Origin of the sequence: Roseovarius litorisediminis (assembly GCF_900172295.1) — a bacterium.
GTDB lineage: Bacteria > Pseudomonadota > Alphaproteobacteria > Rhodobacterales > Rhodobacteraceae > Roseovarius > Roseovarius litorisediminis.
Genome location: NZ_FWFL01000008.1, coordinates 51,637 through 75,274 on the forward strand (window position 1 = coordinate 51,637; position 23,638 = coordinate 75,274).

Consider the following 23,638-nt stretch of genomic DNA (forward strand, 5'->3'; position numbering starts at 1 on the left):
ATACCGTGTCTGGACAGGCACAAAGATGAGGGCAATTGATTGCACAACATCTCACCCGTCTGTCGCAACGGGCGCAAACAATAACTAAGGCATTGATTTAATAAGATTTGGTGGAGCCTAGGGGGATCGAACCCCTGACCTCTTGCATGCCATGCAAGCGCTCTCCCAGCTGAGCTAAGGCCCCATACCAACAGACCCTTAGGCCCGTTCGCCGCTATCTAGGCAAAGCGGCGGGCGGGATCAAGTGGAAAATCCCGCCTTGTCACCGATGATTAGTCGTCGTCGTCTGACGCAACGTCGGCAATGTCGTCCAGCGAAACGTCGTCGTCATCATCATCGTCTTCCAGAACGTCATCGCCCAGATCGACATCGATGTCATCTTCAAGCACATCATCAACCACTTCCGCTTCGGGTTCGTTCAGCTTCTTGGTTTCGGCATCTTCGGCATCTGCGGTAATGGTGCGGCTTTTACCGGTATTCAATTCGACGACTTCCCCGGAATAGGGGCTGACGATCGGGTTTTTGTTCAGGTCGTAAAAACGCTTGCCGGTTGTCGGACAAATGCGCTTAACACCCCATTCTTCTTTGGGCATTGGTGATCCCCTTTGAAATCTTTATGTCTTGTCGACGGTCCGCGCCAACTGCCATAACAGAAGACAGGTGTCAAAGGCTTTAAACACCCTGACATGTAGCTGACCAGGAGGCCATATGGGCCATCACGTCCTTCCGGGCAACCCCCCTGTCGAACTGACGTTACGCCGTTCGGCCCGCGCACGGCGGATTTCGCTGCGTGTGTCAGGCCTTGACGGGCGCGTCACCCTTACCCTGCCACGTGGTGTAGCCGAGTGCGAGGCGCTGGATTTCGCGCATCAGAAAGGGGATTGGCTGCGCGCCCAGCTTCAGGCGCGGCCTGATCATGTGGCGGTTTTCCCGGGCGTTGAAATTCCGGTCGAGGGCCAATTATTACGAATCGCCTCTCAGATCGGTCGACGGGTGCAGGCACAGGAAAGCACACTGCTTGTGCCCGGCCCGCCCGAGGTTGCGGCGACCCGGGTTCAGGCCTGGCTGAAAACCCGCGCGCGCGACAGGCTTGCCGCCGCCTCGGATCATTACGCTGCCACTCTTGGCCGCTCCTATACCCGGATCAGCCTTCGTGACACACGGTCACGCTGGGGGTCGTGCTCGACCTCCGGCGGGCTGATGTATTCCTGGCGGCTCATCATGGCGCCACGCGATGTGCTAGAGTATGTCGCCGCACACGAGGTGGCGCATCTGGCCGAAATGAATCATTCCCCTGCCTTCTGGGCGGTTGTGGAACGCCTGATGCCTGGATACATCGCGCCGCGCAGTTGGCTGCGTGAAAATGGCGCGGGGCTGCACCGCTATCGCTTCGGTGATTGACCCTGGCAATCTTTGTGATCACAATTAGAGCATGCTGATCAACGCCCGCCCAGATCCGGCCCCATCTTCGGCCCACGACCGTGTTTATCGCGGCTTGCGCAGCCGTATCATGCACGGCGAAATTGCCCCCGGCACGGCCCTGACCCTGCGTGGCATCGGCGCCGAGTTCGACGTGTCCATGACCCCCGCGCGCGAGTCTGTGCGCCGCTTGTCGGCCGAAGGCGCGCTGACAATTTCTAGTTCGGGCCGCGTTACAACTCCGGAACTCAACAACGAACGGATCGAGGAACTGGCCGCCCTGCGCTCGTTGATCGAGGTAGAGCTGGCCAGCCGCGCCCTTCCCCGCGCGCACATCGCATTGATCGACCGGCTGCATAGCATCAACACCCGAATTGCGGACGATATCGCCCGGCAGGATGCCGTGGGCTATATCCGGCGCAATCTTGAATTTCACCGCACGCTTTACCTGCGCGCGCAGGCGCCTGCGATGCTGGCCATGGCCGAAACCGTCTGGTTGCAACTTGGGCCGACGATGCGCGCCCTCTATGGCCGCATGCAACGCAAGGACACGCCGCAATACCATCGCCTGATCATCAGCGCACTCAAGGCCGGGGATGAACCCGGCCTTCGCCTTGCCGTCCGCTCGGATGTGACACAGGGGTTGCGGATGCTGACGGCATAGCATCATGAGCCTGGATCTTCTTTTCATTACCCTTGGCGCACTTTTCCTCGCAGGCCTTCTGGCCGATCAGGTCGGGAGGCGGACCAAACTACCGCGCGTTACCCTGCTTTTGGGCTGCGGCATCATTGTAGGGGAATCCGGGTTCAACCTGATCCCGCCCGAGGCACAGGATTTTTATGGGTTTCTGTCGACCACGGCGCTAACCATGGTCGCTTTCCTGCTGGGCAGTTCGCTGACAGGTGAAAATCTTAAAAAGCACGGCCAGACAATCATGTGGGTGTCGGCCATGATCGTCCTGATATCCATTGCACTGGTGACGGTTGGCCTGTGGTTGATCGGCGTGCCGGCCCCGATCGCTTTGCTTTTGGGGGCCATTGCCACCGCCACTGACCCCGCCGCGACACAGGATGCGATCCGCCAGTCGGGTGCGCGGGGCGCCTTTTCCAAACGGATCCGCGGTATTGTCGCCATCGACGACGCCTGGGGCCTCATGGCGTTTTCCATCGCAGTCGTATTCGCCCTAGGCCTTGCAGGCGAGGTCGAATTCGCCTTGCTTGGTCACGCCACTTGGGAAATCGGTGGCGCCATCGGGCTTGGCCTGCTGATCGGCGTGCCCGGCGCTTATCTGACCGGTCGCCTTGCCAAGGGTGAACCGCTCCAGTCCGAGGCTCTGGGCATTGTCTTTCTCGCCGCTGGGCTGGCGATCTGGGCCGGGGTATCATATTTGCTGGCGGGGATGATGACCGGGGCTGTCATCGCCAATTTTGCCCGCCACCACGATCGCGCCTTTCACGAGATCGAGAATATCCAGTGGCCCTTTATGATCCTGTTTTTCATTCTGGCGGGCGCCTCGCTTCAGGTGGACACACTGCTTCAGACCGGACTGATCGGCGCGACCTTCATTTTGCTGCGCATTGTCGCGCGACTGATCGGAGGCTGGGTTGGCGGCACTCTGGCCGGGGCCCCGGTTGCACATCGCGCGTGGTATGGAGTCGCGCTTTTGCCGCAGGCAGGGGTGGCTGTCGGTATGGCCCTTGTCGCGGGTCAGATATTCCCTGATGCGGCTGACTTTATCCTCAGCCTGACCATAGGCACCACTGTCCTGTTCGAACTGATCGGACCGCTGGCCACGATCTATGCTGTACGAAAAGTTTCGGCCCAGGACCTGATCGAAAAGACAGACAAGAAAGCCACCAAGCGCGCCGAACAAGCCCTGCACCAAAAATAACCAGCGCGTCTGGCATTTTATTGTGTCGCGGCGAGATGCCGAATCGCCCACACCTCAAGCAGATTTCGCCCTGGGTTCAGTGCTGAACGTGTGCCCGCTTCAGGCCGCGAGCCCCTTGGCGCCGATATTCAGGAACTTGTCGCGCCGGTCCTTGATCAGCGCCTCAGGCGTTTTTGCATCCAACTCGGATATCATCGCCTCTATCGCTTTGCCTACCGCCTCGATGGTTTTGGCCGGGTCACGATGCGCCCCGCCCATCGGCTCATTGATGATCCGATCGGCCACTCCCAGCTTGGTAAGGTCCTGCGCCGTCAGCCGCAGCGCCTCGGCGGCTTCGCGCATCTTTTCCGCGTCCTTCCACAGGATCGAGGCGCAACCTTCGGGGCTGATCACCGAATAGATCGAGTTTTCCAGCATCGCGACACGATTGGCGCTGGCAAAGGCCACAGCCCCGCCCGATCCTCCTTCGCCTATGATAACACTCACCAGCGGCACGCCGATCTGCAGGCATTTCTCGGTTGCGCGCGCGATGGCTTCGGACTGCCCGCGTTCCTCGGCGCCTTTTCCTGGATAGGCGCCAGGTGTGTCCACCAGTGTCACAACAGGCAGGCCAAATTTGTGGGCCATTTCCATCAGCCGGATCGCCTTGCGATAGCCCTCGGGCCGCGCCATGCCAAAGTTTCGCTCGATACGGCTTTTGGTGTCATTGCCCTTTTCGTGCCCGATCACCATCACGGGCCGGTCGCCCAACCGCGCCAGGCCACCCATTACTGAATGATCGTCGGCAAAGTTCCGGTCGCCGGCCAGCGGCGTATATTCCTTGAACAGCGCCTCAATGTAATCACAGCAATGCGGCCGCTCGGGATGACGCGCCACCTGGCATTTCCGCCAGGGGCTGAGATCTTTATACAGATCGCGCAGCAGATCCGCCGCCTTGCGATCCAGCGCACCGGCCTCGTCCTCAACATCCATCTCTTCATTCGCCCGCGCCAGTGCGCGCAGTTCTTCCGCCTTGCCTTCAATCTCGGCCAGGGGTTTTTCGAAGTCGAGGTAATTGGTCATCAGGCTCTCCACATATCCCGCTGCGATATATGGCGGCCTTGCGGGGGATTTGCAATCATATCTGGCTTAATCCGGCCCGCAACGCCAACTCGGGGGAGGCCAGCACCGGCACCTCAAGATCAGCCAGCAGCGGGGCCACCTTCGCCATCGACGCCTGCGCCAGTACAACACAGGCCACATCGGGCAACTGCGTGACAATTTGCCGGATTTCCCCGGCGATCACCGCGGCAAAGCCATCCATCTCAGCGGCCTCGAACAACGGCCAGTATTGTGCCAACCGCAATGGATGCACCTTGGCCGGGGTCTTCGCCTCTTCCAATGCACGCTCCAGCAGCGCAAGGCTGGGCTCCCACGTGCTGTCCAGACAATAGGCCATCAGAATCGGCCCGCCCAAACGTGCCGCCTGCTGCATCATCGGCCAGTCGACCCTAACTGCCCCCGCCTTTTCCGCCGCCGGACCAAGGGTGGTACAGGTGCAGATCACCTTGCCCGCCGCATTTGCCACCACCTGCGAAATCTTGTTTTCAAGAGAGGGGGATATGCCATTCTGCGCCTGTGCAAGCCAGTTTTCCCGCACCAGATGGGTCAGTTCAACCCCGGGCGCGATACGGTCGCGCAGCGCGTCAAACGTGGCACAGTGAACTTGCGCCGTATGCAATAACGTCAGGGTCATGGATCGGACTTCGGGCTGCTAACTCTGTGCCGGCCATAGCACAGGAATCAGGGTCGCCACCAGTAGCACCGCCATGGCCCAGTTGAACATCCGCAGACGTGCCGGGCTTTTCAACAAAAGTCGCAACTGCTTGCCCATCACTGTCCAGGCGGTTGTGCTGATCAGCGACATGCACACATAGGTGCCCGCCACCCACAGCACTGCCGGTATATCCCGGCTGGCGGCATAAAGCGTGATCGCCGACATGGCCATACTCCAGGCCTTGGGATTGACCCATTGAAAGGCCGCCGCCTGCAAAAATGTCAGCGGCTTGCCTTCGGTCATGGCCTCTTTCGGGGCAGCTGCGTGGGCGATTTTCCATGCCAGATACAGCAGGTAGATAACACTTAAAACCTTCAGGATCGTGTAGCTTAGCGGCCACAGGTCAAACAGCTGCATCACGCCGATACCCACCAGAAACACCATGCCGGGAAATCCAAGCCCAATCCCGAACATATGCGGCACGGTCCGCCGAAATCCAAAATTGGCACCTGACGCCATCAGCATCAGGTTGTTGGGCCCCGGTGTGATAACCGTGACCAAGGCGAAGGCGACCAAAGCGGTGAATATATCCAGTGTCATGCCAGCAACCTTAATCGATCATTGACGCATTTGGATTGCGTTTGTTTGCGCCATGTAAAAATTTGTGCAATAAATCACACAAATGGACCGAATTAACGATCATATATTGCGTGAACTTTCTCGTGATGGCCGCATCAGCAATCTGGATCTGGCCGACAAGGTCGGCCTGTCGCCCTCTGCCTGCCTACGCCGTGTGCAGGAGCTTGAGCGTCGCGGCATTATCGCAGGTTATCGCGCCGTGCTGGATCGCACCAAACTGGGCGTGGGTTTTACCGCTTATGTCACTGTCGGGCTCAATTCCCACACGAAGGCCAGCCAAGAGGCGTTCGAGGCCGCCATGGCCCGCGCCCCCGAGGTGGTAGAATGTCACAACATCACCGGCGCAGTCGAATACCTGCTACGGGTCGAAGCCGCAGACCTGACCTCTTACAAGTCGTTTCATACTGATGTTCTGGGCACACTGCCGCAGGTGCATGCCATCACATCCTACGTGGTCATGGGTTCCCCCAAAGATCAGCGCGCCTGAGATTACAGCCCGTTCACCGGCACTTTCAGCATCGGATTGCCGTCTTTGTCTTTTGGCACCACCCCGGCGCGCATATTCACCTGCAATGACGGGATGATCAGTTTGGGCATGTCCAGTTGCGCGTCGCGTTCGGTGCGGAACTTGATAAATTCTTCACGCGTCTTGCCGCCACCCACATGGATGTTGTGGGCCTTCTCCTCGGCCACCGTGGTTTCCCACTTAATATCGCGACCGCCGGGACCGTAATCGTGACACATGAACAACCGCATGTCGTCGGGCAGGGCCAGCACCTTCTGGATGCTGTCATACAACTCACCCGCGTCACCACCTGGAAAATCCGCCCGGGCCGAGCCGCCATCGGGCATGAACAGCGTATCGCCGACAAAGGCGGCATTGCCCATCACGTGCACCATGCAGGCCGGTGTGTGCCCGGGCGTGGACATCGCAAAACAGGGCATCTGGCCGATCATGTAGGTATCGCCATCCCTGAACAGCGCATCAAACTGGCTTCCGTCCCGCTGAAATTCAGTCCCCTCATTAAAGACTTTGCCAAAGGTTTCCTGCACAACCATGATCTTTTCGCCGACGCCGATTTTGCCGCCTAATTCCTGCTGAATATAGGGCGCGGCTGACAGGTGATCGGCATGGACATGGGTCTCGATGATCCAGTCCAGCATCAGACCTTTGTCTTTGATCTCGGCAATCAGCGCGTCGGCATGATCGTAAGTGATCCGGCCTGCGGCATAGTTGATGTCCATAACGCTGTCGACAATGGCGCAATGTGCGCTGGCAGGGTCCTTGACGATATAGCTGATCGTATTCGTCGCCTCGTCAAAATGACCCGAAACATCGGGGGTAATGGCCATATTCACGGGATACTGACTCATGTTCTTTCTCCTGCAATGAATTACAATTGCCTTATGAAAGGCGTTTCGAAACCACCCTTGCCGTAAAAATGCCCGCAATGACTGCTGCAACAAACATGAACACCTCGGGGACACCTGTCCCAAGAGCGGGCAAGGCACCACCGGGGCAAAATCCGGCGATACCCCAGCCGATGCCGAACACGATAGAGCCACCGATCAGCTTGCCATCCAGCAGCTTGCCGGTCGGCAGCTGAAACGCGGAATCAAACACGGGCGCGGGGCGCGGCAACACAAGCCGATAACCGAAAAATGTCACCAGCAGCGCGCCCCCCATGACAAAAATCAGGCTTGGGTCCCAGGTGCCCGCCACATCGAAAAAGTTCAGAACCTTGGCAGGATTCGCCATGCCCGAGATCGAAATACCGATCCCGAAAATAACCCCGATGACATAAGCCGTTAAAATGCGCATGGCCCTACATCCCCAAAACGTGGCGCACGACGTACACCGTAATGAAGGTGCTCACCATAAACGTCGCCGTCGCCGCAATTGACCGGGGAGACAACCGTGCCATCCCACACACCCCATGCCCCGACGTACAGCCCGAGCCAAAAGTCACGCCTATCCCCACGATGAACCCGCCGATCAGCAGCATCGGCGTGGATACTGTGACATCAACCGCGGGCATATGTCCCGCAAATACCAAAATCACCAATGGGCCGCTGACCATACCCGCCAGCACCGCAGCGCGCCAACGCCAGTCTGCCGCAGAACTGGGAAAGAAGAACCCGGTCAGAATGCCGGTCGACCCCATGATCCGCCCAAGTGTCAGCATCAGCAAAACCGACGCCACGCCAATCAGCGCGCCGCCGCCCAAAGATTGCAGGGGGGTGAATGCAGTTTCCATCTGTCCGGCTTTCCATTTCTTGCAGGCATTGCATCATTGTACGCCATATACGTGCTTCGTATTGCCATATAGGAATATGTCATGCAGTTGCGCCACCTCTTCGTGAAAAAATTACCATTTTCACTTGGGTAATTGTTGCGTCGGGCGTGTGTTTTTCGGGTGATTCCCCCGGCGTGTCAGCGCCCATCGCACCAGCCCCCATTCAGCCAGCGGGAGACCTGACAATGAGTGGCGTTGGTACATTTTTTGTCGACTCCGCCTGTATTTCCTGCGTTATTTTCGAACTACCCGTCGTCGGCACTTAGGATCGCAATTTGAAATATATAGCAGTTACATATCATTAGCTTAAAATCCCAGAAACTCCTTTCAGATCTGGAGTTAAATAATTGAAGATCTGGCCCTATCAGATAAGCGATTTCAGGGGCTGATATGTGCTATAGTTAAACTGTCACCTGACCTCATTCTGCCCGACCGCAAAACCGGGCCATAACCTGATGGAGCATCGCCATGGACGGCAAGCTTATGGATAATGACATCTCTCATGTCGTGGAGGCGGATCGCGCCCACGTCTGGCATCACCTGATCCAACACGCCCCCTGGACCGGCGCCGACCCAAAGGCTGATCCCCGGATCATCGTAGAAGGCCGCGGTATGCGCGTCTGGGATCAGAAGGGCAAAGAGCATCTTGATGCGGTCTCGGGCGGCGTCTGGACGGTCAACGTCGGTTACGGCCGTGAACGTATCGCCAACGCAGTGCGCAACCAACTGATCAAACTGCCGTATTTTGCGGGCTCTACCGGCTCGATCCCCGGCGCTTTGTTCTCGGAAAAACTGATCTCGAAAATGCCGGGCCTGACCCGCGTCTACTATACAAACTCGGGTTCCGAGGCGAACGAGAAAGCCTTTAAAATGGTCCGCCAGATCGCGCACAAGCGCTACGGCGGCAAAAAGCACAAGATCCTCTACCGGGATCGCGATTATCACGGCACCACAATCGCCTGCCTCTCGGCTGGCGGTCAGGATGAACGCGGCGCACAGTACGGGCCCTATACCCCCGGTTTCGTGCGGGTTCCGCACTGCCTTGAATACCGCGCACAGTGGGATCTTTCGGGCGAAGAATACGGCATTGCCGCTGCCAATGCGATTGAAGAGGTCATTCTGGCTGAAGGCCCCGATACCGTCGGCGCCATCTGCCTCGAGCCGGTGACCGCTGGCGGTGGCGTCATCACGCCCCCCGAAGGCTACTGGCCCCGCGTTCAGGAAATCTGCCGCAAATACGATGTCCTGCTGCATATCGACGAGGTTGTCTGTGGACTTGGCCGTACCGGCACCTGGTTCGGTTATCAGCATTACGGGATCGAACCCGATTTCGTTACCATGGCCAAGGGTGTCGCCTCGGGCTATGCCGCCATCGCCTGCTGTGTAACCTCCGAACGCGTATTCGATCTGTTCAAAGACGACACCAGCGATTCAATGAACTATTTCCGCGACATCTCGACCTTCGGCGGCTGCACCGCCGGCCCGGCTGCAGCGCTGGAAAACATGGCGATCATCGAAGAAGAAGATCTGCTGGGCAACACCGTGGCCATGGGCGACTACATGCTGGACCAGCTGCGCGCCCTGCAAGACAAGCATGCCGTCATCGGCCAGGTGCGCGGCAAGGGCCTGTTCCTGGGGGCCGAACTGGTTGCAGATCGCACAACCAAGGAACCCGTGGATGAAAAGCTGGCGCAGGCCGTTGTCGGCGACTGTAACGCCCAGGGCGTAATCATTGGCGTGACCAACCGGTCGATCCCGGGCTTCAACAACACGCTGTGTTACTCGCCCGCGCTGATTGCTACAAAAGACGATATCGACCAGATCGTATCGGCCACTGACAAGGCTCTGACAAAAATCTTCGGTTGATCCTTCAATCCCGCCCTGCAAGTATCGCGGGGCGGGATTAGCTCCGGCACGCAACTGGAATTTCTCCCAATGTGGCCCTCTCCCATCACCCTGACAGGCAAACATGCCTCGCTTGAGCCGCTGGCCCAAACCCATGCCGCCGATCTGGCCTCCGCCGCCAAGGGCGTGCAGGGGCTGTGGTATACGTCCATCCCCACGCCAGATGCTGTGCAAGCCGAAATCGACCGCCGCCTTGGCCTGCAGACCACCGGCACCATGCTTCCTTTTGCCATTCTCGATGCCAAGGGCGCTGCTGTTGGGATGACCACCTACATGAACGTTGACGCGGGCAACCGCCGCGTCGAAATCGGGTCAACCTGGCTGGGCAGATCCGCCCAGCGCGGCCCGGTGAACACAGAATGCAAGCTGCTGCTACTGTCGCACGCGTTTGAGGTGCTGGATTGTGTTGCGGTCGAATTTCGCACACACTTCCTCAACCACCAGTCACGCCGCGCAATTGAACGGTTGGGCGCAAAGCTGGATGGCATTTTGCGCAATCACATGATCATGGAAAACGGCTCGATGCGCGACACCGCAGTTTATTCGATTCTGCCCCATGAATGGCCCGCCGTCTGCGCCAATCTGGAATGGCAACTGGCGAAACCACGCGACTGACTAAAGCCACCACCGCGGCCTGCTATGCCGCCCGATCCAGGCCCCAAAGCTGAAATGATCCCGCCGGATCAGCAGAACCAGCGCGATGAATGCCCCCATCACCGCCAGATCAATTACCGGGTTACGATTGATCGGAAAACCCTTGGCGTTCACTGCAAATGGGTCGAGAAACTGCTCCCACCGACGCAGGATCGTGAAAAAGTGCATGACCCCCAGCGCCGAATACGAAAAAATCCGTAAAACCCCTAATGCCACGCAGGCACAAAGGGCAATCTGCGCCCCGCCCACCAGATACACCTGCATCACGCTCATATCGACATTGTCAAAATGCTTTGCCAGAAACTGATACTGCCCCGGCGTGATGATCTTGTGTGCCGCCCATAAAAAGATGAAATAAGCCAGCCCAAGCCGCAAAATCAGCAGCGCCAGCCCGTCCAGCTTGTCCTGCGGTGAAAGAATGATCTTCTTTTCCACTACCCTGATACCCTAAAGTTGTTCAAATTTGCCCCACAGGTACTGTCACACCACGTTGCAGGCAAATCACAGCTTGGCGAGTCTCAGCCCCCCGTGCGCCTCGCGGCTGTCCTGTGGCGCCTCATCCCTCGCAAACATCCCGTAATCCCTTATCACATGCGCGACCCGCAGACGGTAATCGCTGAATACTCCATTTCGCCCTTTGGCCTGCGCGCCGCGATGTGCCTCCAATTGCCGCCAGCGTTCCACTGCCGCCTCGTCCTCCCAGAACGACAGTGACAGCAGTTTTGACGGGTCTGTCAGGCTCTGAAACCTCTCGACGCTGATAAACCCCTCGACCTGCTCGACCAGCGGCCGCATCGCTGCGGCAATGTCCAGATACTGCTCCTTATGGCCTTCTGCAGGGATGACCTCGAAAATGATGGCAATCATCGCGTCTCTCCATGTGGTATGCTGACCAGCTTCAGGAATGTGCGATCCTCGCGCAATAAAAACTTCTCGGATTGCGCAAAGGCATAGTTTTCACACCCCAACGGATCAGCCGCCAGCCTTTCGCGATACGCCTCATACTCTGCCAGCGACGGAATGTTGTAGATGCCATAGGCTAGTGTGCTGCTGCCCTCGTGTGGTGCATAATATCCGATCAGATCCGCACCACAGCGTGGGATCGCCTGCCCCCAATTGCGGGAATATTGGATAAACTGTTCTTTCTTCGTCGGGTCGATTTGGTAACGGATGACGCAGGTCAGCATCTGAGGTCTCCTTCCGGGTTGAATTCTGCCCCACCTTAAACCGTTGCATGGCTAATATGCTTCGTTTACGGTCGAACTATGAAGGACTCACCCGATATCTCACGTGTCGCCTCACTCATCGGTGATCCAGCCCGCGCCAACATCCTGACGGCGTTGATGAGCGGCAAGGCACTCACCGCCACCGAACTGGCGCACGAGGCGGGTGTGACCCTTCAAACCACGTCGGCGCATCTGGCCAAACTGGACGAAGGCGGGTTGATCCGCCCCCGCAAGGAAGGTCGGCACAAATATTTCACCCTGGCGTCCGAGGACGTGGCCCATGTTCTTGAGGCTTTGATGGGCCTTGCAGCCGGTTCAGGCCATCTGCGCCACCGTCCCGGACCGCGCGACCCGGAACTGCGCCACGCGCGGGTCTGCTACAACCACCTTGCGGGCGACATGGGTACACAGATGTACGACAGCCTGATTGCCCGAGGGTTAATCCTTCATTCCGACAAAGCGCTAAACCTGACCCTCTCTGGCCGGGACTTTTTCACTGGCCTGGGGATTGATCTTGACGCTTTTCCGGCCTCGCGATCGCCGATGTGTCGCGATTGTCTGGATTGGTCCGAACGCCGTTCTCATCTGGCCGGTCGCCTTGGCCGTGGGCTGCTGGCCCATTTCGAATCCACCGGTTGGGCGCAACGTATTCCTGAGAGTCGGGTTATCCGCTTCACCGCCCCGGGGAAAAAAAGCCTTTGACCAAGCCTTTCCGCCCGCCTGAACCAAAACGTACAAAACTTCACCAGACCAGATTGCGCGCATCATAAGGCCAGTCTAAGCTACGCCATGGCAATCTCAGTCGAAACATTCTTTCTTGATCCCGACGCCCAAGGTACACTTCAGGCGCGTATCCAACAGATGATTGCACAGGGCATCCTTTCGGGCCGGTTCCGCAAGGGCGAGAAACTACCGTCCTCACGCAAGCTGGCCGAACATCTGGGTGTCAGCCGCATAACGGTGACGCTGGCCTATACCGAATTGCAGGCCAATGACTATCTCGCGGCGCGCGACCGGTCGGGCTATTATGTTTCTGAAAACGCACCAGAACCACCCGGGTTTACCGCCCACCAGCCGCGACACGACACCATCGACTGGTCGCGCGCCATAGGGCGTCGCTTTACCGGCGGTGACACACCCAAGAAGCCACAGGACTGGTCCAGCTACCGCTACCCGTTCATCTATGGTCAGGCCGATCCGTCTCTGTTTGATCACGCCAACTGGCGCCACTGCGCTCTGCAGGCTCTGGGGCAAAAAGATTTTCGCGCGATGACGACCGATTACTACGACCAAGACGATCCACAACTGATCGAATTCATCGCCCGGCACACTCTGCCACGCCGCGGCATCCTTGCCCAACCCGATGAAATCCTTGTCACAATGGGCGCCCAGAACGCTTTGTGGCTGACCGCACAGGTGCTTTTGACCCAACGCCGCACCGGTGTAATCGAAGATCCTTGTTACCATGCGCTGCGCGATATCCTGACCCAATCGCGCTGTCATCTGACACCAGTCCAGGTGGATCAAGACGGGCTGCCCCCGGACAAATTGCCGGACCGGGCCGATGTGATCTTTACCACACCCAGTCACCAGTCACCGACTAACGCGACCATGCCTCTGGAACGGCGCAAGGCACTGCTGACCAAAGCCGCCGACATGGATGCGCTGATTGTCGAGGACGACTATGAATTTGAAATCTCGTTCCTGCGCGCGCCACTTCCGGCACTGAAATCATTGGATACCGACGGTCGGGTGATCTATGTCGGCTCTTTCTCCAAATCGATTTTCCCCGGCCTGCGCCTTGGCTATCTTGTTGGCTCTAAACCTTTTATTCGCGAGGTGCGTGCCCTGCGCGCCTCTGTTCTCCGGCATCCCCCCGGGCATATCCAGCGAACAGCAGCTTATTTCCTGTCGCTTGGCCACTACGACAGCCTCATAAGACGCATGGGGCAGGTCTTTGCCGAGCGCCGAAACGTCATGGAAGATGCCCTGAGCCAGCACGGCCTGGGCGTTGCCGGGCGCGGTGTTTTTGGCGGATCGTCGATCTGGATGCGCGCGCCAAAAGGCGTGGATACTGCACAACTGGAATTCAATCTGCGTGCAAAGGGCGTTCTGATTGAGGCCGGGCACCCATTCTTCCACGGCCCCGAACCGCGACGCAATTATTACCGGCTGGCCTATTCGTCGATTCCATCCGAACGCATCCTTCCCGGCGTCAAAATTCTTGCAGCGGAATTGGGACAATTACTGAAACAGGGATAAAAATCAAAACTCTTGCTGTAGAATGGCTAAAAACTCAATAAAATATAGCCTCTTAGAGTAGTCACTTAAATTTCCAAAAAAGCAAACTGCGAATTATTGAGACAAAAAATCTCATTTGAAAAATACTCTGGCTATATCCGCGAACCACATCTGGCCCTAGAACCCCCGTCCGCACACAGGTAGGTTCACCCCAGATTCCCCATTAACGCCGCCATAGCGCACTGAGTCGAGGAAACATCCATGAAAATGACCACCGAAGAGGCGTTCGTCAAAACGCTGCAACTGCACGGCATCGAACATGCCTTTGGCATTATCGGGTCGGCGATGATGCCGATCTCTGACATTTTCGGCAAAGCCGGTATTTCCTTCTGGGATTGCGCCCACGAAGGCTCGGGCGGGATGATGGCCGATGGCTACACCCGCGCCACTGGCAAGATGTCGATGATGATCGCCCAGAACGGCCCCGGCATCGCCAACTTCGTCACAGCCGTAAAAACCGCTTACTGGAACCACACTCCGCTTTTGCTTGTCACGCCTCAGGGTGCCAACAAAACCATGGGTCAGGGCGGTTTTCAGGAAGTCGAACAGATGAACATGTTCGCTGATTGCGTTGCCTATCAGGAAGAGGTGCGCGACCCCACTCGCATGGCCGAAGTTCTGAACCGCGTGATCTTGAAAGCCAAACGCGCCTCGGCGCCTGCGCAGATCAACGTTCCGCGTGATTTCTGGACACAGGTAATAGACATCGAACTGCCACAGATCGTTGAATTCGAGCGCCCCGGTGGCGGCGAAGAGGCTTTAGCACAAGCGGCCGAGCTGTTGTCGAATGCCAAATTTCCGGTCATCCTGAACGGTGCTGGCGTAGTTTTGGGCGGCGCCATCGGTGACTCGGTCAAATTGGCAGAGCGTCTGGATGCGCCCGTCTGCGTTGGCTATCAGCATAACGATGCCTTCCCGGGCTCGCACCCGCTGTTCGCCGGTCCGTTGGGCTACAATGGTTCAAAAGCTGGCATGGAACTGATTTCAAAGGCTGACGTCGTGCTGGCACTGGGCACCCGCCTGAACCCATTCTCGACACTGCCTGGTTATGGCATCAACTACTGGCCGCTGGATGCGAAAATCATTCAGGTAGACATCAATGCCGACCGTATCGGCCTGACCAAAAAGGTCACTGTCGGCATTGTGGGCGACGCCAAGAAAGTTGCGAAATCTATCCTCGCAAATCTTACCGACAACGCTGGCGATGCGGGCCGAGAAGAGCGTAAGGCCCTCATTGCGACAACCAAATCGGCGTGGGCGCAGGAACTTACCTCGTTGGACCACGAAAACGACGATCCCGGCACCACCTGGAACGAACGCGCCCGCGCCGCCAAGCCGGAATGGATGAGCCCGCGTATGGCATGGCGTGCAATTCAGGCTGCCCTGCCCAAAGAGGCGATCATCAGCTCGGACATCGGCAACAACTGCGCCATCGGGAACGCCTATCCGTCGTTTGAAGAAGGCCGCAAATACCTGGCACCTGGCCTGTTTGGACCCTGCGGTTATGGTTTGCCTTCGGTGATCGGCGCAAAGATCGGTTGCCCCGACACGCCCGTTGTCGGTTTCTCGGGTGATGGTGCCTTTGGTATTGCCGTGACCGAGCTTACCGCCATTGGCCGCGAAGAATGGCCCGCCGTTACGCAGATCGTGTTCCGCAACTATCAGTGGGGTGCCGAAAAACGCAATTCGACCCTGTGGTATGCCGACAACTTCGTCGGCACCGAGCTGGATGAGCAGGTCTCGTATGCCGGAATAGCCAAGGCCTGTGGCCTTCAGGGCGTCGTTGCCCGCACCCAGGAAGAGCTGACCGCAGCGCTGGACCAGGCGATAAAAGATCAAAAGGCTGGCAAAACCACCCTGATCGAGGCGATGATCAACCAGGAACTGGGCGATCCCTTCCGCCGCGACGCTATGAAAACACCAGTTGAAGTTGCTGGTATTGACCCAGCGGACATGCGCCCGCAGCAGGTCTGAGCAAGGAACAGGCCGGCGCCAATGACACGCACACCAATTGAACTTTTGCTGTCAGAGGCACCGGCAGCGCGACCGACCGTTTCTTTAAGTGAAGGCAGTGATCCCCGCGTTGTCGCGGGGGCGCTTGCCGCCAGAAAAGCCGGGATCGCTGATGTGATCCTTGTAGGCGCTGCCGATGCCGTGGCTGCAGAATTGCACGCGCAGGGTAGTGCAGCAGGTCACGGCATAAGCATACACGACCCGGCCACTTCGCCGCTGACCACTGAATTTTCTACCGCCTATCATGACCTTCGCCGCCACAAAGGGGTGGATGAAGCTACAGCGCGCAAAGCGGTTGAAACCCCACTAGTTTACGCGGCCATGCTGGTGCGCCAGGGGCATGCCACCGGCACGGTTGGTGGTGCTGTTGCGACGACCTCGGATGTTGTGCGCACCGCTATTCAGGTGATCGGGCCCGCCCCCGGCGCCGCCATGGTGTCCAGCTTTTTCCTGATGTACCCGCCGGAACGCGCCACCCCCAACGCCCGTGCAATGCTTTATTCCGACAGCGGACTGGTGATTGATCCAGACGCCGACGAGCTGGCCGCTATTGCCGCAGCCTCGGCCACGTCCTGCCGTGCGCTTTTGCGGCAGGAACCGAAAATTGCCATGTTGTCATTCTCGACCAAGGGCAGCGCCCGGCATGACAAAGTGACGAAGGTCACCAATGCGCTGGCGAAATTGAAATTGGATCACCCTGAACTTCAGGCTGATGGCGAGCTTCAGTTTGATGCTGCCTTTGTACCTTCGGTCGGCACCAGCAAGGCACCCGGATCTGATGTTGCGGGACAGGCCAATGTTATGATCTTCCCCAACCTTGATGCAGGCAACATCGGCTATAAAATCACCCAGCGACTAGGGGGATATACCGCCATTGGCCCGATCCTGCAGGGGTTGGCCAAACCTGCCAATGATCTGTCGCGCGGCTGTACTGCCAGTGACGTAACCCAGATGATTGCCGTGACGGTACTTCAGGCAATGGCCAATCCCACATAGCGGAACAATCGAATGCTATTTTTCGGGTTTTCCGGGACAAAATTTCGGGAAAGCCAAACAAACAAGAAAACGGTCGCAGGCATTCCAATTCTGCCCTAACGTGAGCGCCGCAAGAACAGGGATTTCGTGATGACCCATCATCAGCCGAAAATAGATACCTCGCCAAAAGTGTCGGACGAGATTCGCAAGACAACCTGCTACATGTGCGCCTGCCGCTGCGGCATCAACGTGCACCTCAAAGACGGCAAAGTGGCCTATATCGAAGGCAACCGCGACCACCCCGTCAACAAGGGGGTTCTGTGCGCCAAGGGTTCGGCGGGTATCATGCAGGTCAACGCACCCTCGCGTCTGCGTGCACCTTTGAAACGCGTGGGCCCCCGTGGCTCGGGCGAGTTTGAGGAAATCAGCTGGGAAGAGGCACTAACCATCGCCACTGACTGGCTTGAGCCCGTTCGCAAGGAAAACCCTGAAAAACTGGCTTTCTTCACTGGCCGAGACCAGTCGCAATCTTTCACCAGCTTCTGGGCGCAAAATTTCGGCACGCCCAACTATGCGGCCCACGGCGGATTCTGTTCGGTCAACATGGCGGCGGCTGGCATCTACACAATGGGCGGCGCGTTCTGGGAGTTTGGCCAGCCTGACTGGGATTATACCAAGCTGTTCATGCTGTTCGGCGTGGCCGAGGATCACGACAGCAACCCAATCAAGATGGGCATCGGCAAGATCAAGGCGCGTGGCGCGCGGGTGATCGGCGTCAACCCGATCCGCTCGGGCTATAACGCTGTGGCCGACGACTGGGTTGGTATCACCCCGGGCACCGACGGGTTGTTTATCCTGTCGCTCATTCACGAGTTGATGAAGGCCGGCAAGATCGACCTTGATTATCTGGCGCGCTACACCAACGCGCCGGTTCTGGTGAACGGCGATCCGAAATCCCCCGAATTTGGCCTGTTCCTGCGCGATGACGACGGCAAGCCGCTGGTGATTGATCGTAAAACCGGCAAGCTGACTGCCTTTGACAAACCGGGCGTGCGCCCCGATCTGCACGCTACCCACCGGGCCGCCGGTATTACCCACCGCCCCGTGATGCACCTGATGGCCGAACGGTACCTCGACAAGCAGTATGCGCCCGAAGCGGTTGCCGAGCGTTGCGGCATCAAGGCGGAAAAGATCCGCACCATCGCCGCCGAACTGGCCCGCGTCGCGTTTGACGAGGCGTTCGAACTGGAACACGAATGGACAGATTTCCGCGGCGAAAAACACAAAACCATGACTGGTCGGCCAGTCAGTTTCCATTCGATGCGTGGCGTCAGCGCTCACTCGAACGGGTTCCAGACCTGCCGTGCGCTGCATGTTCTGCAAATCATACTTGGAACGGTCGAAGTGCCCGGCGGCTTTCGCTTCAAGCCACCCTATCCCAAACCGGTCAGCGCCCACCCCAAACCCCATTGCGGTGTCAATCCGGGCGCACCACTGAACGGCCCGCATCTGGGCTTCGTTCAGGGCCCCGAGGATCTGGCGCTGAAAGAAGACGGCTCTGCCGCGCGTATCGACAAGGCCTTCACCTGGGAAAACCCGATGTCCAGCCACGGGCTGATGCATATGGTTATTTCCAACGCCCACGCTGGCGATCCGTACAAGATCGACACACTTTTCATGTACATGGCCAATATGTCGTGGAATTCGTCGATGAACACCGGTGGCGTTATGGAGATGCTGACCGACAAGGATGAAAACGGCAATTACGTGATCCCGCGCATCATTTACTCCGATGCCTATTCCTCGGAAATGGTGGCCTATGCCGACCTCATTCTGCCCGACACCACCTATCTGGAAAGGCATGACTGTATTTCGCTTCTGGACCGCCCGATCTGCGAGGCCGACGCCGCCGCAGACGCCATCCGCTGGCCGGTCATTGAACCTGACCGCGATGTACGCGGCTTCCAGTCCGTTCTGTGTGATCTGGGTGCGCGACTGAAACTGCCGGGCTTCACCAACGAAGACGGCAGCGCCAAATATAAAGATTATGCCGACTACATCACCAATCACGAACGTCGCCCGGGCATAGGCCCGCTGGCGGGCTGGCGTCTGGGCAAAAAGGGCCTGACCCATGGCCGGGGCGCCCCGAATGAGGCGCAGTTGAACAGCTATATCGCCAATGGTGGTTTCTTCGCGAAACACATCCCCGAGGGGTCGAACTACTACAAACCCTGGAATACCGCCTATCAGGACTGGGCAGTTGAGATGGGCATCTACGACAGCCCTCAGCCTTATGTGTTCGATCTCTATGTTGAAACCATGCGCAAGTTTCAACTGGCTGCCGAAGGTCACGGCGACCGCCAACCACCTGACAATCTGCGCGAGCGGATCAAGGCCACGATGGATCCGCTGCCAATCTGGTATGCACCGTTCGAGGATGGTAATGTCGACCCGGTGGAATACCCGGTTCATGCACTGACGCAGCGCCCGATGGCGATGTACCATTCATGGGGCACTCAAAACGCCTGGTTACGCCAGATTCACGGCCTCAATCCGCTCTATGTTCCTACCAAGATATGGGAGGCCAACAGATTTGCCGAAGGTGACTGGGCTCAGGTCACTTCGGTTCACGGAACCATCACCGTGCCCGTGGCGCATATGGCCGCGCTCAATGAAAACACGATCTGGACGTGGAATGCCATCGGCAAGCGCAAAGGCGCTTGGGCCCTGTCCGAGGATGCCCCCGAGGCCACCAAAGGGTTCCTGCTCAATCACCTGATCCACGAATTGCAGCCGCCCAAGGGCGACGGGCTGCGCTGGTCCAACTCGGACCCGATCACTGGTCAGGCAGCCTGGTTCGACCTGCGGGTAAAGATCGAAAAAGTTTCGGCGCCGTCGGAAAGCTTGCCAGCATTTGACTCTGTCAAATCACCCGTAGGCCAAGGCCCCGATCATCTGGAATGGAAGGTGGGCAAATGACGATGACCCAAAATTTTTCAAAAAAGTTTTTTGAAAACTTTTGCTCACCCAACCGGAAAGCCGCACAATGACCCAGCTGCCCGAAAAAACCGACCGCAAGCTTGGCCTTGTCATAGATCTGGATACCTGCGTCGGCTGTCATGCCTGCGTGATTTCCTGCAAGGGTTGGAACACGGAAAACTATGGCGCGCCCCTATCCGATCAGGAACCCTATGGCGGCCACCCTTCAGGTACCTTCCTGAACCGCGTGCACAGCTACGAGGTGCAGCCGCTGGCCACCAGCGCGATGCCCCACCCAGCGGCGCAACTGGTCCATTTCCCCAAATCCTGCCTGCATTGCGAGGATGCTCCCTGCGTCACCGTCTGCCCAACCGGCGCCAGCTACAAACGGGTCGAGGATGGCATCGTTCTGGTCAATGAAAGCGACTGTATCGGTTGCGGCCTCTGTGCCTGGGCCTGCCCCTACGGCGCGCGTGAACTGGATGCGGCCGAAGGCGTGATGAAGAAGTGCACGCTTTGTGTGGATCGCATCTATAACGAGAACCTGCCCGAAGTTGACCGCGTTCCCGCTTGTGTGCGCACCTGCCCCGCCGGCGCGCGCCATTTCGGCGATTTCGCCGACCCTGACAGCAACGTCAGCAAACTGACCGCCGAGCGCGGCGGCATGGATCTGATGCCTGAACAGGGCACCAAACCCGTCAACAAATATCTGCCGCCCCGCCCCAAAGACCAGATGGACCAGATCGATGTTCTGGCCCCCTTCCTTGCGCCTGTAATGGACGAGCCGAAAGGCTTCCTTGGCTGGCTCGACAAAGCTCTGGAGAAGATCTGATATGCATCCCGCCCCTTCCGTCATCGTCTTTACAACCCTCTCGGGCCTTGGGTTTGGCCTGCTGTTCTGGCTGGGCCTTGGCTTGCCCGCCGTCAGCGGCTGGGTGGCTTTCGTGTTTTTCGCCATAGGCTTTGGCCTGGCCATCGGCGGGCTTTTGGCGTCGACCTTCCATCTGGGCCATCCCGAGCGCGCAATCAAGGCGTTCAGCCAATGGCGTTCAAGCTGGCTCTCGCGTGAAGGCGTGGCGGCTGTCGCCGCCCTTCTGGTCATGGGGGCCTATGCCGCGTTGCTGATTTTCTTTGATATAAAAGTAACGTTGCTTGGCTGGATCGGCGCAGTTCTGTCGCTGGTCACCGTTTATGCCACATCCATGATATACGCCCAGCTTTCCACAATTCCGCGCTGGAAAACCCCGCTAACCCCGGCGTTGTTGCTGGCCATTGCCCTCGCAGGCGGCGCATTGTTGGCCGGACAAATTACCTATGCGCAGATACTCTTACCCATCGCAGGTGTGTTGCAGGTGTTGTGGTGGGTACGCGGAGATGGGGCATTGCTGCAAAGCGGCACCAACATGGCCAGTGCGACCGGGCTGGGCGACATCGGCACCGTGCGCGCGTTCGAGCCGCCCCATACCGGCACCAACTACCTGCTGCGCGAACTGGTCTATCAGGTCGGGCGCAAACATGCGCTGAAACTACGCGCGATGGCATTGATGCTGGGGTATATTCTGCCGGTGCTGCTGATCCTCATCCCGTTCGCCCATGCGCTGGCCGCCGTTGCCGTGATCTGCCATCTGGCCGGGATTGCCGCCTCGCGCTGGCTGTTCTTTGCCGAAGCTGAACATGTGGTGGGCCTGTACTACGGCAAGCGCTGAAACGGCCCCTTCGACACGTTTCGGCAAGGGTTTGCTTAGCCCCAGCCGTCAGTCCATTCGTCGACAACAGGATCAATACGGTTGGCCCGGAACCGTTTCCAACGCACCCGGATCGCCCAGAAGATTGCGAAAAGCGTGGTCAAAAGCCCGATATTGAACCACGGAATAATACGTACATCCGGCCCGTCCACGGCCCAGATACTTACCGCATTGGGATATATCGACAAAAATTCGTTCCGCCAGCCATAATGCTTGACCACGACCCATTGCGGTTTGGCATCGTTTTTCTTTGATATCAGATCAGCCGCCTCGGCCTGAAGGTTGCTGGTATCGAACTTGAAATAAGGCGGCCAGCCCCAGCCGGTATCTTCATTGCGGTAGATCATCGGCTTGCCGTTTGTTCGAAAAGACTGAATAAAGAAAACATCACGGTTCACGGTATTTTCCGCTTCACCCGTACCCTGATTGGCCCAGAAAATGCTATTTTCGCCAAAATCTACCCGCTTTTCATAGGTATCGGTGATCCGAGCAACATCGTGTTGCGGCAGCGTATAATGCAGAAAACCTGCCACAACCACCCAGACCAAAACCCGGAACACCCACTTTACATAGACCATCAAGGGCCCCCTACCTGAAGTTCGTCAAATAGATGATCACTGTGACCACCGTCACCGGTACGATATAGACCAGCAAGATCAGCTTGCGCCTGAGCGAGCGTTCGTATTGCACCATGCCTTCCTGCATATATGCATCCTTGTCGCCCTGCCTACCCTCGTTTTCCCATTCCTGCGCCAGTTTCCGCGACCGGACCGAACGGGACCAGAGGGAAATCCCCACATACAGTACAGACAGGATCAGGAAACCGAAAACCAACAGCCTTAATAGTGCCAGCATCCGCTTTCCTCCTGTGGTGGCGCAGTATGTATATCCCCGGCTTTTGAATTTAGCCCCAAGCCAGGCACTCCATGTTATGCTAGCCTTAACCTACAACCATAACCAACAGTAGAAAACAATGTGTGACGCATGTATCATGAACGCGGTCAAAGAAAGAATGCTGTCGCGCCGGTCCTTTTTTACCGCCGCAGCAACTGCCGGGGCAGCGGCGACCCTTGGCGCCGTTTCCGCCCCTCCTGCCATGGCAGCGGGCGCCTCAACAATCGAGGATCTGACCCATACTTATGGCGATGACTTTCCCACTTATTTCGGCAAGCCGGGCATCGCCATGACGCAACAATTCAACTTTGCAGAGAATGGTTTCAACCTGTTCACAATGGATGTTAACGAACATACAGGAACCCATGTTGACGCGCCGCTGCATTTCTCGGCTGATGGCAATTCTGTAGACGAGATTCCGGTTTCCAGCCTTGTCGCACCGCTTTGTGTTGTCGATATCGCAGCCAAAGCTGCTGAAAATGCGGACGCTCAGGTGACACCCGACGACATCAAGGCCTGGATCGCCAGCCATGGCGACATTCCCGATAACGCCTGTGTTGCGCTGCACTCGGGCTGGGGCACAAAAACCGGTACAGATGCGTTCCGCGGCTTTGATGGCGAGAAAATGCACTTCCCCGGTTTCCACGTCGAAGCGGCGCAAATGCTGCTGGAAACTAGCGCGCAGTCGATTGCCAGCGATACGCTATCGCTTGATCACGGTCCATCTGCCGATTTTGCAACCCACTATGCGTGGCTGCCCACAGGCCGTTTCGGCATCGAAAACATAGCCAACCTTGATAAGGTGCCGGCAGCGGGTGCGACCTTTGTTGTCGGCGCTCCGAAACATCGCGGCGGATCCGGCGGACCTGCACGCATCTTCGCGATGGTCTGATCTATCGACTCCGGCCTTGGGTTTACCTCGTATCCCGGTTATATCCGTGAA

At 57.8% G+C, this 23,638-nt stretch carries 26 protein-coding genes and 1 tRNA gene; 14 read left to right on the forward strand and 13 right to left on the reverse strand.

Annotation, left to right across the window (positions count from 1 at the left end; genetic code table 11):
- Positions 1-108: 108 nt before the first annotated feature.
- Together PEL8287_RS14860 and PEL8287_RS14865 are read right to left on the reverse strand one after the other, a co-directional pair.
- Positions 109-184 (reverse strand) — tRNA-Ala (locus tag PEL8287_RS14860).
- 88 nt (positions 185-272) lie between these two features.
- Positions 273-593, reverse strand: a complete 321-nt coding sequence (locus PEL8287_RS14865; RefSeq protein ID WP_085893220.1) for a TIGR02300 family protein — start codon at positions 591-593, stop codon at positions 273-275.
- A 115-nt stretch (positions 594-708) separates the two neighbouring features.
- On the opposite strand from PEL8287_RS14865, the gene PEL8287_RS14870 reads away from it, so the two are divergent.
- From PEL8287_RS14870 to PEL8287_RS14880, 3 genes are read left to right on the forward strand one after another with little or no spacing between them, the layout of a single operon-like run.
- Positions 709-1,401, forward strand: a complete 693-nt coding sequence (locus PEL8287_RS14870) for a M48 family metallopeptidase (protein WP_085893221.1) — start codon at positions 709-711, stop codon at positions 1,399-1,401.
- A gap of 31 nt (positions 1,402-1,432) precedes the next feature.
- On the forward strand, positions 1,433-2,083 hold the full coding sequence (locus PEL8287_RS14875; protein ID WP_085893222.1) for a GntR family transcriptional regulator: 651 nt from the start codon (positions 1,433-1,435) through the stop codon (positions 2,081-2,083).
- A gap of 4 nt (positions 2,084-2,087) precedes the next feature.
- Positions 2,088-3,311, forward strand: a complete 1,224-nt coding sequence (locus PEL8287_RS14880) for a cation:proton antiporter (RefSeq protein WP_085893223.1) — start codon at positions 2,088-2,090, stop codon at positions 3,309-3,311.
- A gap of 99 nt (positions 3,312-3,410) precedes the next feature.
- Here the strand turns inward: PEL8287_RS14880 and PEL8287_RS14885 are convergent, their stop codons facing one another.
- From PEL8287_RS14885 to PEL8287_RS14895, 3 genes are read right to left on the reverse strand one after another with little or no spacing between them, the layout of a single operon-like run.
- Positions 3,411-4,373, reverse strand: a complete 963-nt coding sequence (locus PEL8287_RS14885; RefSeq protein WP_085893224.1) for an acetyl-CoA carboxylase carboxyltransferase subunit alpha — start codon at positions 4,371-4,373, stop codon at positions 3,411-3,413.
- A 55-nt stretch (positions 4,374-4,428) separates the two neighbouring features.
- Positions 4,429-5,046, reverse strand: a complete 618-nt coding sequence (locus tag PEL8287_RS14890) for a hypothetical protein (protein ID WP_085893225.1) — start codon at positions 5,044-5,046, stop codon at positions 4,429-4,431.
- 18 nt (positions 5,047-5,064) lie between these two features.
- Complete coding sequence (locus PEL8287_RS14895) at positions 5,065-5,667, reverse strand: LysE family translocator (protein WP_085893226.1); 603 nt, start codon at positions 5,665-5,667, stop codon at positions 5,065-5,067.
- Between the two features lie 82 nt (positions 5,668-5,749).
- Between PEL8287_RS14895 and PEL8287_RS14900 the strand changes: the two genes are divergently transcribed.
- Positions 5,750-6,193 (forward strand): Lrp/AsnC family transcriptional regulator, encoded by a 444-nt coding sequence (locus tag PEL8287_RS14900; protein WP_176228665.1) that lies wholly within the window; start codon positions 5,750-5,752, stop codon positions 6,191-6,193.
- A gap of 2 nt (positions 6,194-6,195) precedes the next feature.
- On the opposite strand, the gene PEL8287_RS14905 is transcribed toward PEL8287_RS14900, so the two are convergent.
- The 3 genes from PEL8287_RS14905 to PEL8287_RS14915 are packed head-to-tail and all read right to left on the reverse strand — an operon-like array spanning position 6,196 to position 7,964.
- Positions 6,196-7,080 carry an MBL fold metallo-hydrolase gene (locus PEL8287_RS14905; RefSeq protein ID WP_085893228.1) on the reverse strand — a complete coding sequence of 295 codons (885 nt, stop codon included), beginning with the start codon at positions 7,078-7,080 and terminating at the stop codon, positions 6,196-6,198.
- Between the two features lie 31 nt (positions 7,081-7,111).
- The gene (locus PEL8287_RS14910; protein WP_085893229.1) at positions 7,112-7,528 is read right to left on the reverse strand and encodes a DUF6691 family protein; all 417 of its coding nucleotides are present in this window, start codon (positions 7,526-7,528) and stop codon (positions 7,112-7,114) included.
- Positions 7,529-7,532: 4 nt separating this feature from the next.
- Positions 7,533-7,964, reverse strand: coding sequence for a YeeE/YedE family protein (locus tag PEL8287_RS14915; RefSeq protein ID WP_085893230.1), 432 nt, complete (start codon positions 7,962-7,964; stop codon positions 7,533-7,535).
- A 507-nt stretch (positions 7,965-8,471) separates the two neighbouring features.
- Here PEL8287_RS14915 and PEL8287_RS14920 point away from each other — a divergent pair.
- Together PEL8287_RS14920 and PEL8287_RS14925 are read left to right on the forward strand one after the other, a co-directional pair.
- Positions 8,472-9,869 (forward strand): aminotransferase family protein, encoded by a 1,398-nt coding sequence (locus PEL8287_RS14920; protein WP_085893231.1) that lies wholly within the window; start codon positions 8,472-8,474, stop codon positions 9,867-9,869.
- A 69-nt stretch (positions 9,870-9,938) separates the two neighbouring features.
- A complete protein-coding gene (locus tag PEL8287_RS14925) occupies positions 9,939-10,523 on the forward strand; it encodes a GNAT family N-acetyltransferase (protein WP_085893232.1) in 585 nt (194 codons plus the stop codon).
- On the opposite strand, the gene PEL8287_RS14930 is transcribed toward PEL8287_RS14925, so the two are convergent.
- The 3 genes from PEL8287_RS14930 to PEL8287_RS14940 all read right to left on the reverse strand — a co-directional run bounded on the left by PEL8287_RS14930 (position 10,524) and on the right by PEL8287_RS14940 (position 11,749).
- On the reverse strand, positions 10,524-10,997 hold the full coding sequence (locus PEL8287_RS14930) for a hypothetical protein (RefSeq protein WP_085893233.1): 474 nt from the start codon (positions 10,995-10,997) through the stop codon (positions 10,524-10,526).
- Between the two features lie 66 nt (positions 10,998-11,063).
- Positions 11,064-11,429 (reverse strand): antibiotic biosynthesis monooxygenase family protein, encoded by a 366-nt coding sequence (locus PEL8287_RS14935; protein ID WP_085893234.1) that lies wholly within the window; start codon positions 11,427-11,429, stop codon positions 11,064-11,066.
- Entirely contained in the window at positions 11,426-11,749 is a 324-nt protein-coding gene (locus PEL8287_RS14940; RefSeq protein ID WP_085893235.1) for an NIPSNAP family protein, read from the reverse strand. The genes PEL8287_RS14935 and PEL8287_RS14940 overlap by 4 nt, the downstream gene beginning before the upstream one ends.
- 78 nt (positions 11,750-11,827) lie before the next feature.
- Here PEL8287_RS14940 and PEL8287_RS14945 point away from each other — a divergent pair, with 78 nt between their 5' ends.
- The 7 genes from PEL8287_RS14945 to PEL8287_RS14975 all read left to right on the forward strand — a co-directional run bounded on the left by PEL8287_RS14945 (position 11,828) and on the right by PEL8287_RS14975 (position 21,762).
- A complete protein-coding gene (locus PEL8287_RS14945) occupies positions 11,828-12,490 on the forward strand; it encodes an ArsR/SmtB family transcription factor (RefSeq protein ID WP_085893236.1) in 663 nt (220 codons plus the stop codon).
- 87 nt (positions 12,491-12,577) lie between these two features.
- Positions 12,578-14,050, forward strand: coding sequence for a MocR-like pyridoxine biosynthesis transcription factor PdxR (gene pdxR, locus PEL8287_RS14950; protein ID WP_085893237.1), 1,473 nt, complete (start codon positions 12,578-12,580; stop codon positions 14,048-14,050).
- Positions 14,051-14,290: 240 nt separating this feature from the next.
- A complete protein-coding gene (gene xsc, locus PEL8287_RS14955) occupies positions 14,291-16,063 on the forward strand; it encodes a sulfoacetaldehyde acetyltransferase (protein WP_085893238.1) in 1,773 nt (590 codons plus the stop codon).
- 21 nt (positions 16,064-16,084) lie between these two features.
- Positions 16,085-17,098: a phosphate acetyltransferase gene (gene pta / locus PEL8287_RS14960; RefSeq protein ID WP_085893239.1), complete on the forward strand. Its 1,014-nt coding sequence runs from the start codon at positions 16,085-16,087 to the stop codon at positions 17,096-17,098.
- 129 nt (positions 17,099-17,227) lie between these two features.
- Positions 17,228-20,056 carry a molybdopterin oxidoreductase family protein gene (locus PEL8287_RS14965; RefSeq protein ID WP_085893240.1) on the forward strand — a complete coding sequence of 943 codons (2,829 nt, stop codon included), beginning with the start codon at positions 17,228-17,230 and terminating at the stop codon, positions 20,054-20,056.
- Between the two features lie 67 nt (positions 20,057-20,123).
- Positions 20,124-20,888 (forward strand): 4Fe-4S dicluster domain-containing protein, encoded by a 765-nt coding sequence (locus tag PEL8287_RS14970; protein WP_085893241.1) that lies wholly within the window; start codon positions 20,124-20,126, stop codon positions 20,886-20,888.
- A 1-nt stretch (position 20,889) separates the two neighbouring features.
- The gene (locus PEL8287_RS14975) at positions 20,890-21,762 is read left to right on the forward strand and encodes a dimethyl sulfoxide reductase anchor subunit family protein (protein ID WP_085893242.1); all 873 of its coding nucleotides are present in this window, start codon (positions 20,890-20,892) and stop codon (positions 21,760-21,762) included.
- A 35-nt stretch (positions 21,763-21,797) separates the two neighbouring features.
- Here PEL8287_RS14975 and PEL8287_RS14980 read toward each other — a convergent pair whose 3' ends face one another.
- Both PEL8287_RS14980 and PEL8287_RS14985 read right to left on the reverse strand, forming a co-directional pair.
- Positions 21,798-22,379 carry a DUF1523 family protein gene (locus PEL8287_RS14980; RefSeq protein ID WP_085893243.1) on the reverse strand — a complete coding sequence of 194 codons (582 nt, stop codon included), beginning with the start codon at positions 22,377-22,379 and terminating at the stop codon, positions 21,798-21,800.
- A gap of 10 nt (positions 22,380-22,389) precedes the next feature.
- A complete protein-coding gene (locus tag PEL8287_RS14985; protein ID WP_085893244.1) occupies positions 22,390-22,656 on the reverse strand; it encodes a hypothetical protein in 267 nt (88 codons plus the stop codon).
- A 118-nt stretch (positions 22,657-22,774) separates the two neighbouring features.
- Here PEL8287_RS14985 and PEL8287_RS14990 point away from each other — a divergent pair, with 118 nt between their 5' ends.
- Positions 22,775-23,587 carry a cyclase family protein gene (locus tag PEL8287_RS14990; protein ID WP_085893245.1) on the forward strand — a complete coding sequence of 271 codons (813 nt, stop codon included), beginning with the start codon at positions 22,775-22,777 and terminating at the stop codon, positions 23,585-23,587.
- Positions 23,588-23,638 lie beyond the last annotated feature (51 nt).

Bases quoted from the DNA above. Each gene is read 5' to 3' on its own strand.
- PEL8287_RS14865 (WP_085893220.1), bottom strand. From the start codon at position 593: ATGCCCAAAGAAGAATGGGGTGTTAAGCGCATTTGTCCGACAACCGGC.
- PEL8287_RS14870 (WP_085893221.1), top strand. From the start codon at position 709: ATGGGCCATCACGTCCTTCCGGGCAACCCCCCTGTCGAACTGACGTTA.
- PEL8287_RS14875 (WP_085893222.1), top strand. From the start codon at position 1,433: ATGCTGATCAACGCCCGCCCAGATCCGGCCCCATCTTCGGCCCACGAC.
- PEL8287_RS14880 (WP_085893223.1), top strand. From the start codon at position 2,088: ATGAGCCTGGATCTTCTTTTCATTACCCTTGGCGCACTTTTCCTCGCA.
- PEL8287_RS14885 (WP_085893224.1), bottom strand. From the start codon at position 4,373: ATGACCAATTACCTCGACTTCGAAAAACCCCTGGCCGAGATTGAAGGC.
- PEL8287_RS14890 (WP_085893225.1), bottom strand. From the start codon at position 5,046: ATGACCCTGACGTTATTGCATACGGCGCAAGTTCACTGTGCCACGTTT.
- PEL8287_RS14895 (WP_085893226.1), bottom strand. From the start codon at position 5,667: ATGACACTGGATATATTCACCGCTTTGGTCGCCTTCGCCTTGGTCACG.
- PEL8287_RS14900 (WP_176228665.1), top strand. From the start codon at position 5,750: ATGGACCGAATTAACGATCATATATTGCGTGAACTTTCTCGTGATGGC.
- PEL8287_RS14905 (WP_085893228.1), bottom strand. From the start codon at position 7,080: ATGAGTCAGTATCCCGTGAATATGGCCATTACCCCCGATGTTTCGGGT.
- PEL8287_RS14910 (WP_085893229.1), bottom strand. From the start codon at position 7,528: ATGCGCATTTTAACGGCTTATGTCATCGGGGTTATTTTCGGGATCGGT.
- PEL8287_RS14915 (WP_085893230.1), bottom strand. From the start codon at position 7,964: ATGGAAACTGCATTCACCCCCCTGCAATCTTTGGGCGGCGGCGCGCTG.
- PEL8287_RS14920 (WP_085893231.1), top strand. From the start codon at position 8,472: ATGGACGGCAAGCTTATGGATAATGACATCTCTCATGTCGTGGAGGCG.
- PEL8287_RS14925 (WP_085893232.1), top strand. From the start codon at position 9,939: ATGTGGCCCTCTCCCATCACCCTGACAGGCAAACATGCCTCGCTTGAG.
- PEL8287_RS14935 (WP_085893234.1), bottom strand. From the start codon at position 11,429: ATGATTGCCATCATTTTCGAGGTCATCCCTGCAGAAGGCCATAAGGAG.
- PEL8287_RS14940 (WP_085893235.1), bottom strand. From the start codon at position 11,749: ATGCTGACCTGCGTCATCCGTTACCAAATCGACCCGACGAAGAAAGAA.
- PEL8287_RS14945 (WP_085893236.1), top strand. From the start codon at position 11,828: ATGAAGGACTCACCCGATATCTCACGTGTCGCCTCACTCATCGGTGAT.
- pdxR (WP_085893237.1), top strand. From the start codon at position 12,578: ATGGCAATCTCAGTCGAAACATTCTTTCTTGATCCCGACGCCCAAGGT.
- xsc (WP_085893238.1), top strand. From the start codon at position 14,291: ATGAAAATGACCACCGAAGAGGCGTTCGTCAAAACGCTGCAACTGCAC.
- pta (WP_085893239.1), top strand. From the start codon at position 16,085: ATGACACGCACACCAATTGAACTTTTGCTGTCAGAGGCACCGGCAGCG.
- PEL8287_RS14965 (WP_085893240.1), top strand. From the start codon at position 17,228: ATGACCCATCATCAGCCGAAAATAGATACCTCGCCAAAAGTGTCGGAC.
- PEL8287_RS14970 (WP_085893241.1), top strand. From the start codon at position 20,124: ATGACCCAGCTGCCCGAAAAAACCGACCGCAAGCTTGGCCTTGTCATA.
- PEL8287_RS14975 (WP_085893242.1), top strand. From the start codon at position 20,890: ATGCATCCCGCCCCTTCCGTCATCGTCTTTACAACCCTCTCGGGCCTT.
- PEL8287_RS14980 (WP_085893243.1), bottom strand. From the start codon at position 22,379: ATGGTCTATGTAAAGTGGGTGTTCCGGGTTTTGGTCTGGGTGGTTGTG.
- PEL8287_RS14985 (WP_085893244.1), bottom strand. From the start codon at position 22,656: ATGCTGGCACTATTAAGGCTGTTGGTTTTCGGTTTCCTGATCCTGTCT.
- PEL8287_RS14990 (WP_085893245.1), top strand. From the start codon at position 22,775: ATGTGTGACGCATGTATCATGAACGCGGTCAAAGAAAGAATGCTGTCG.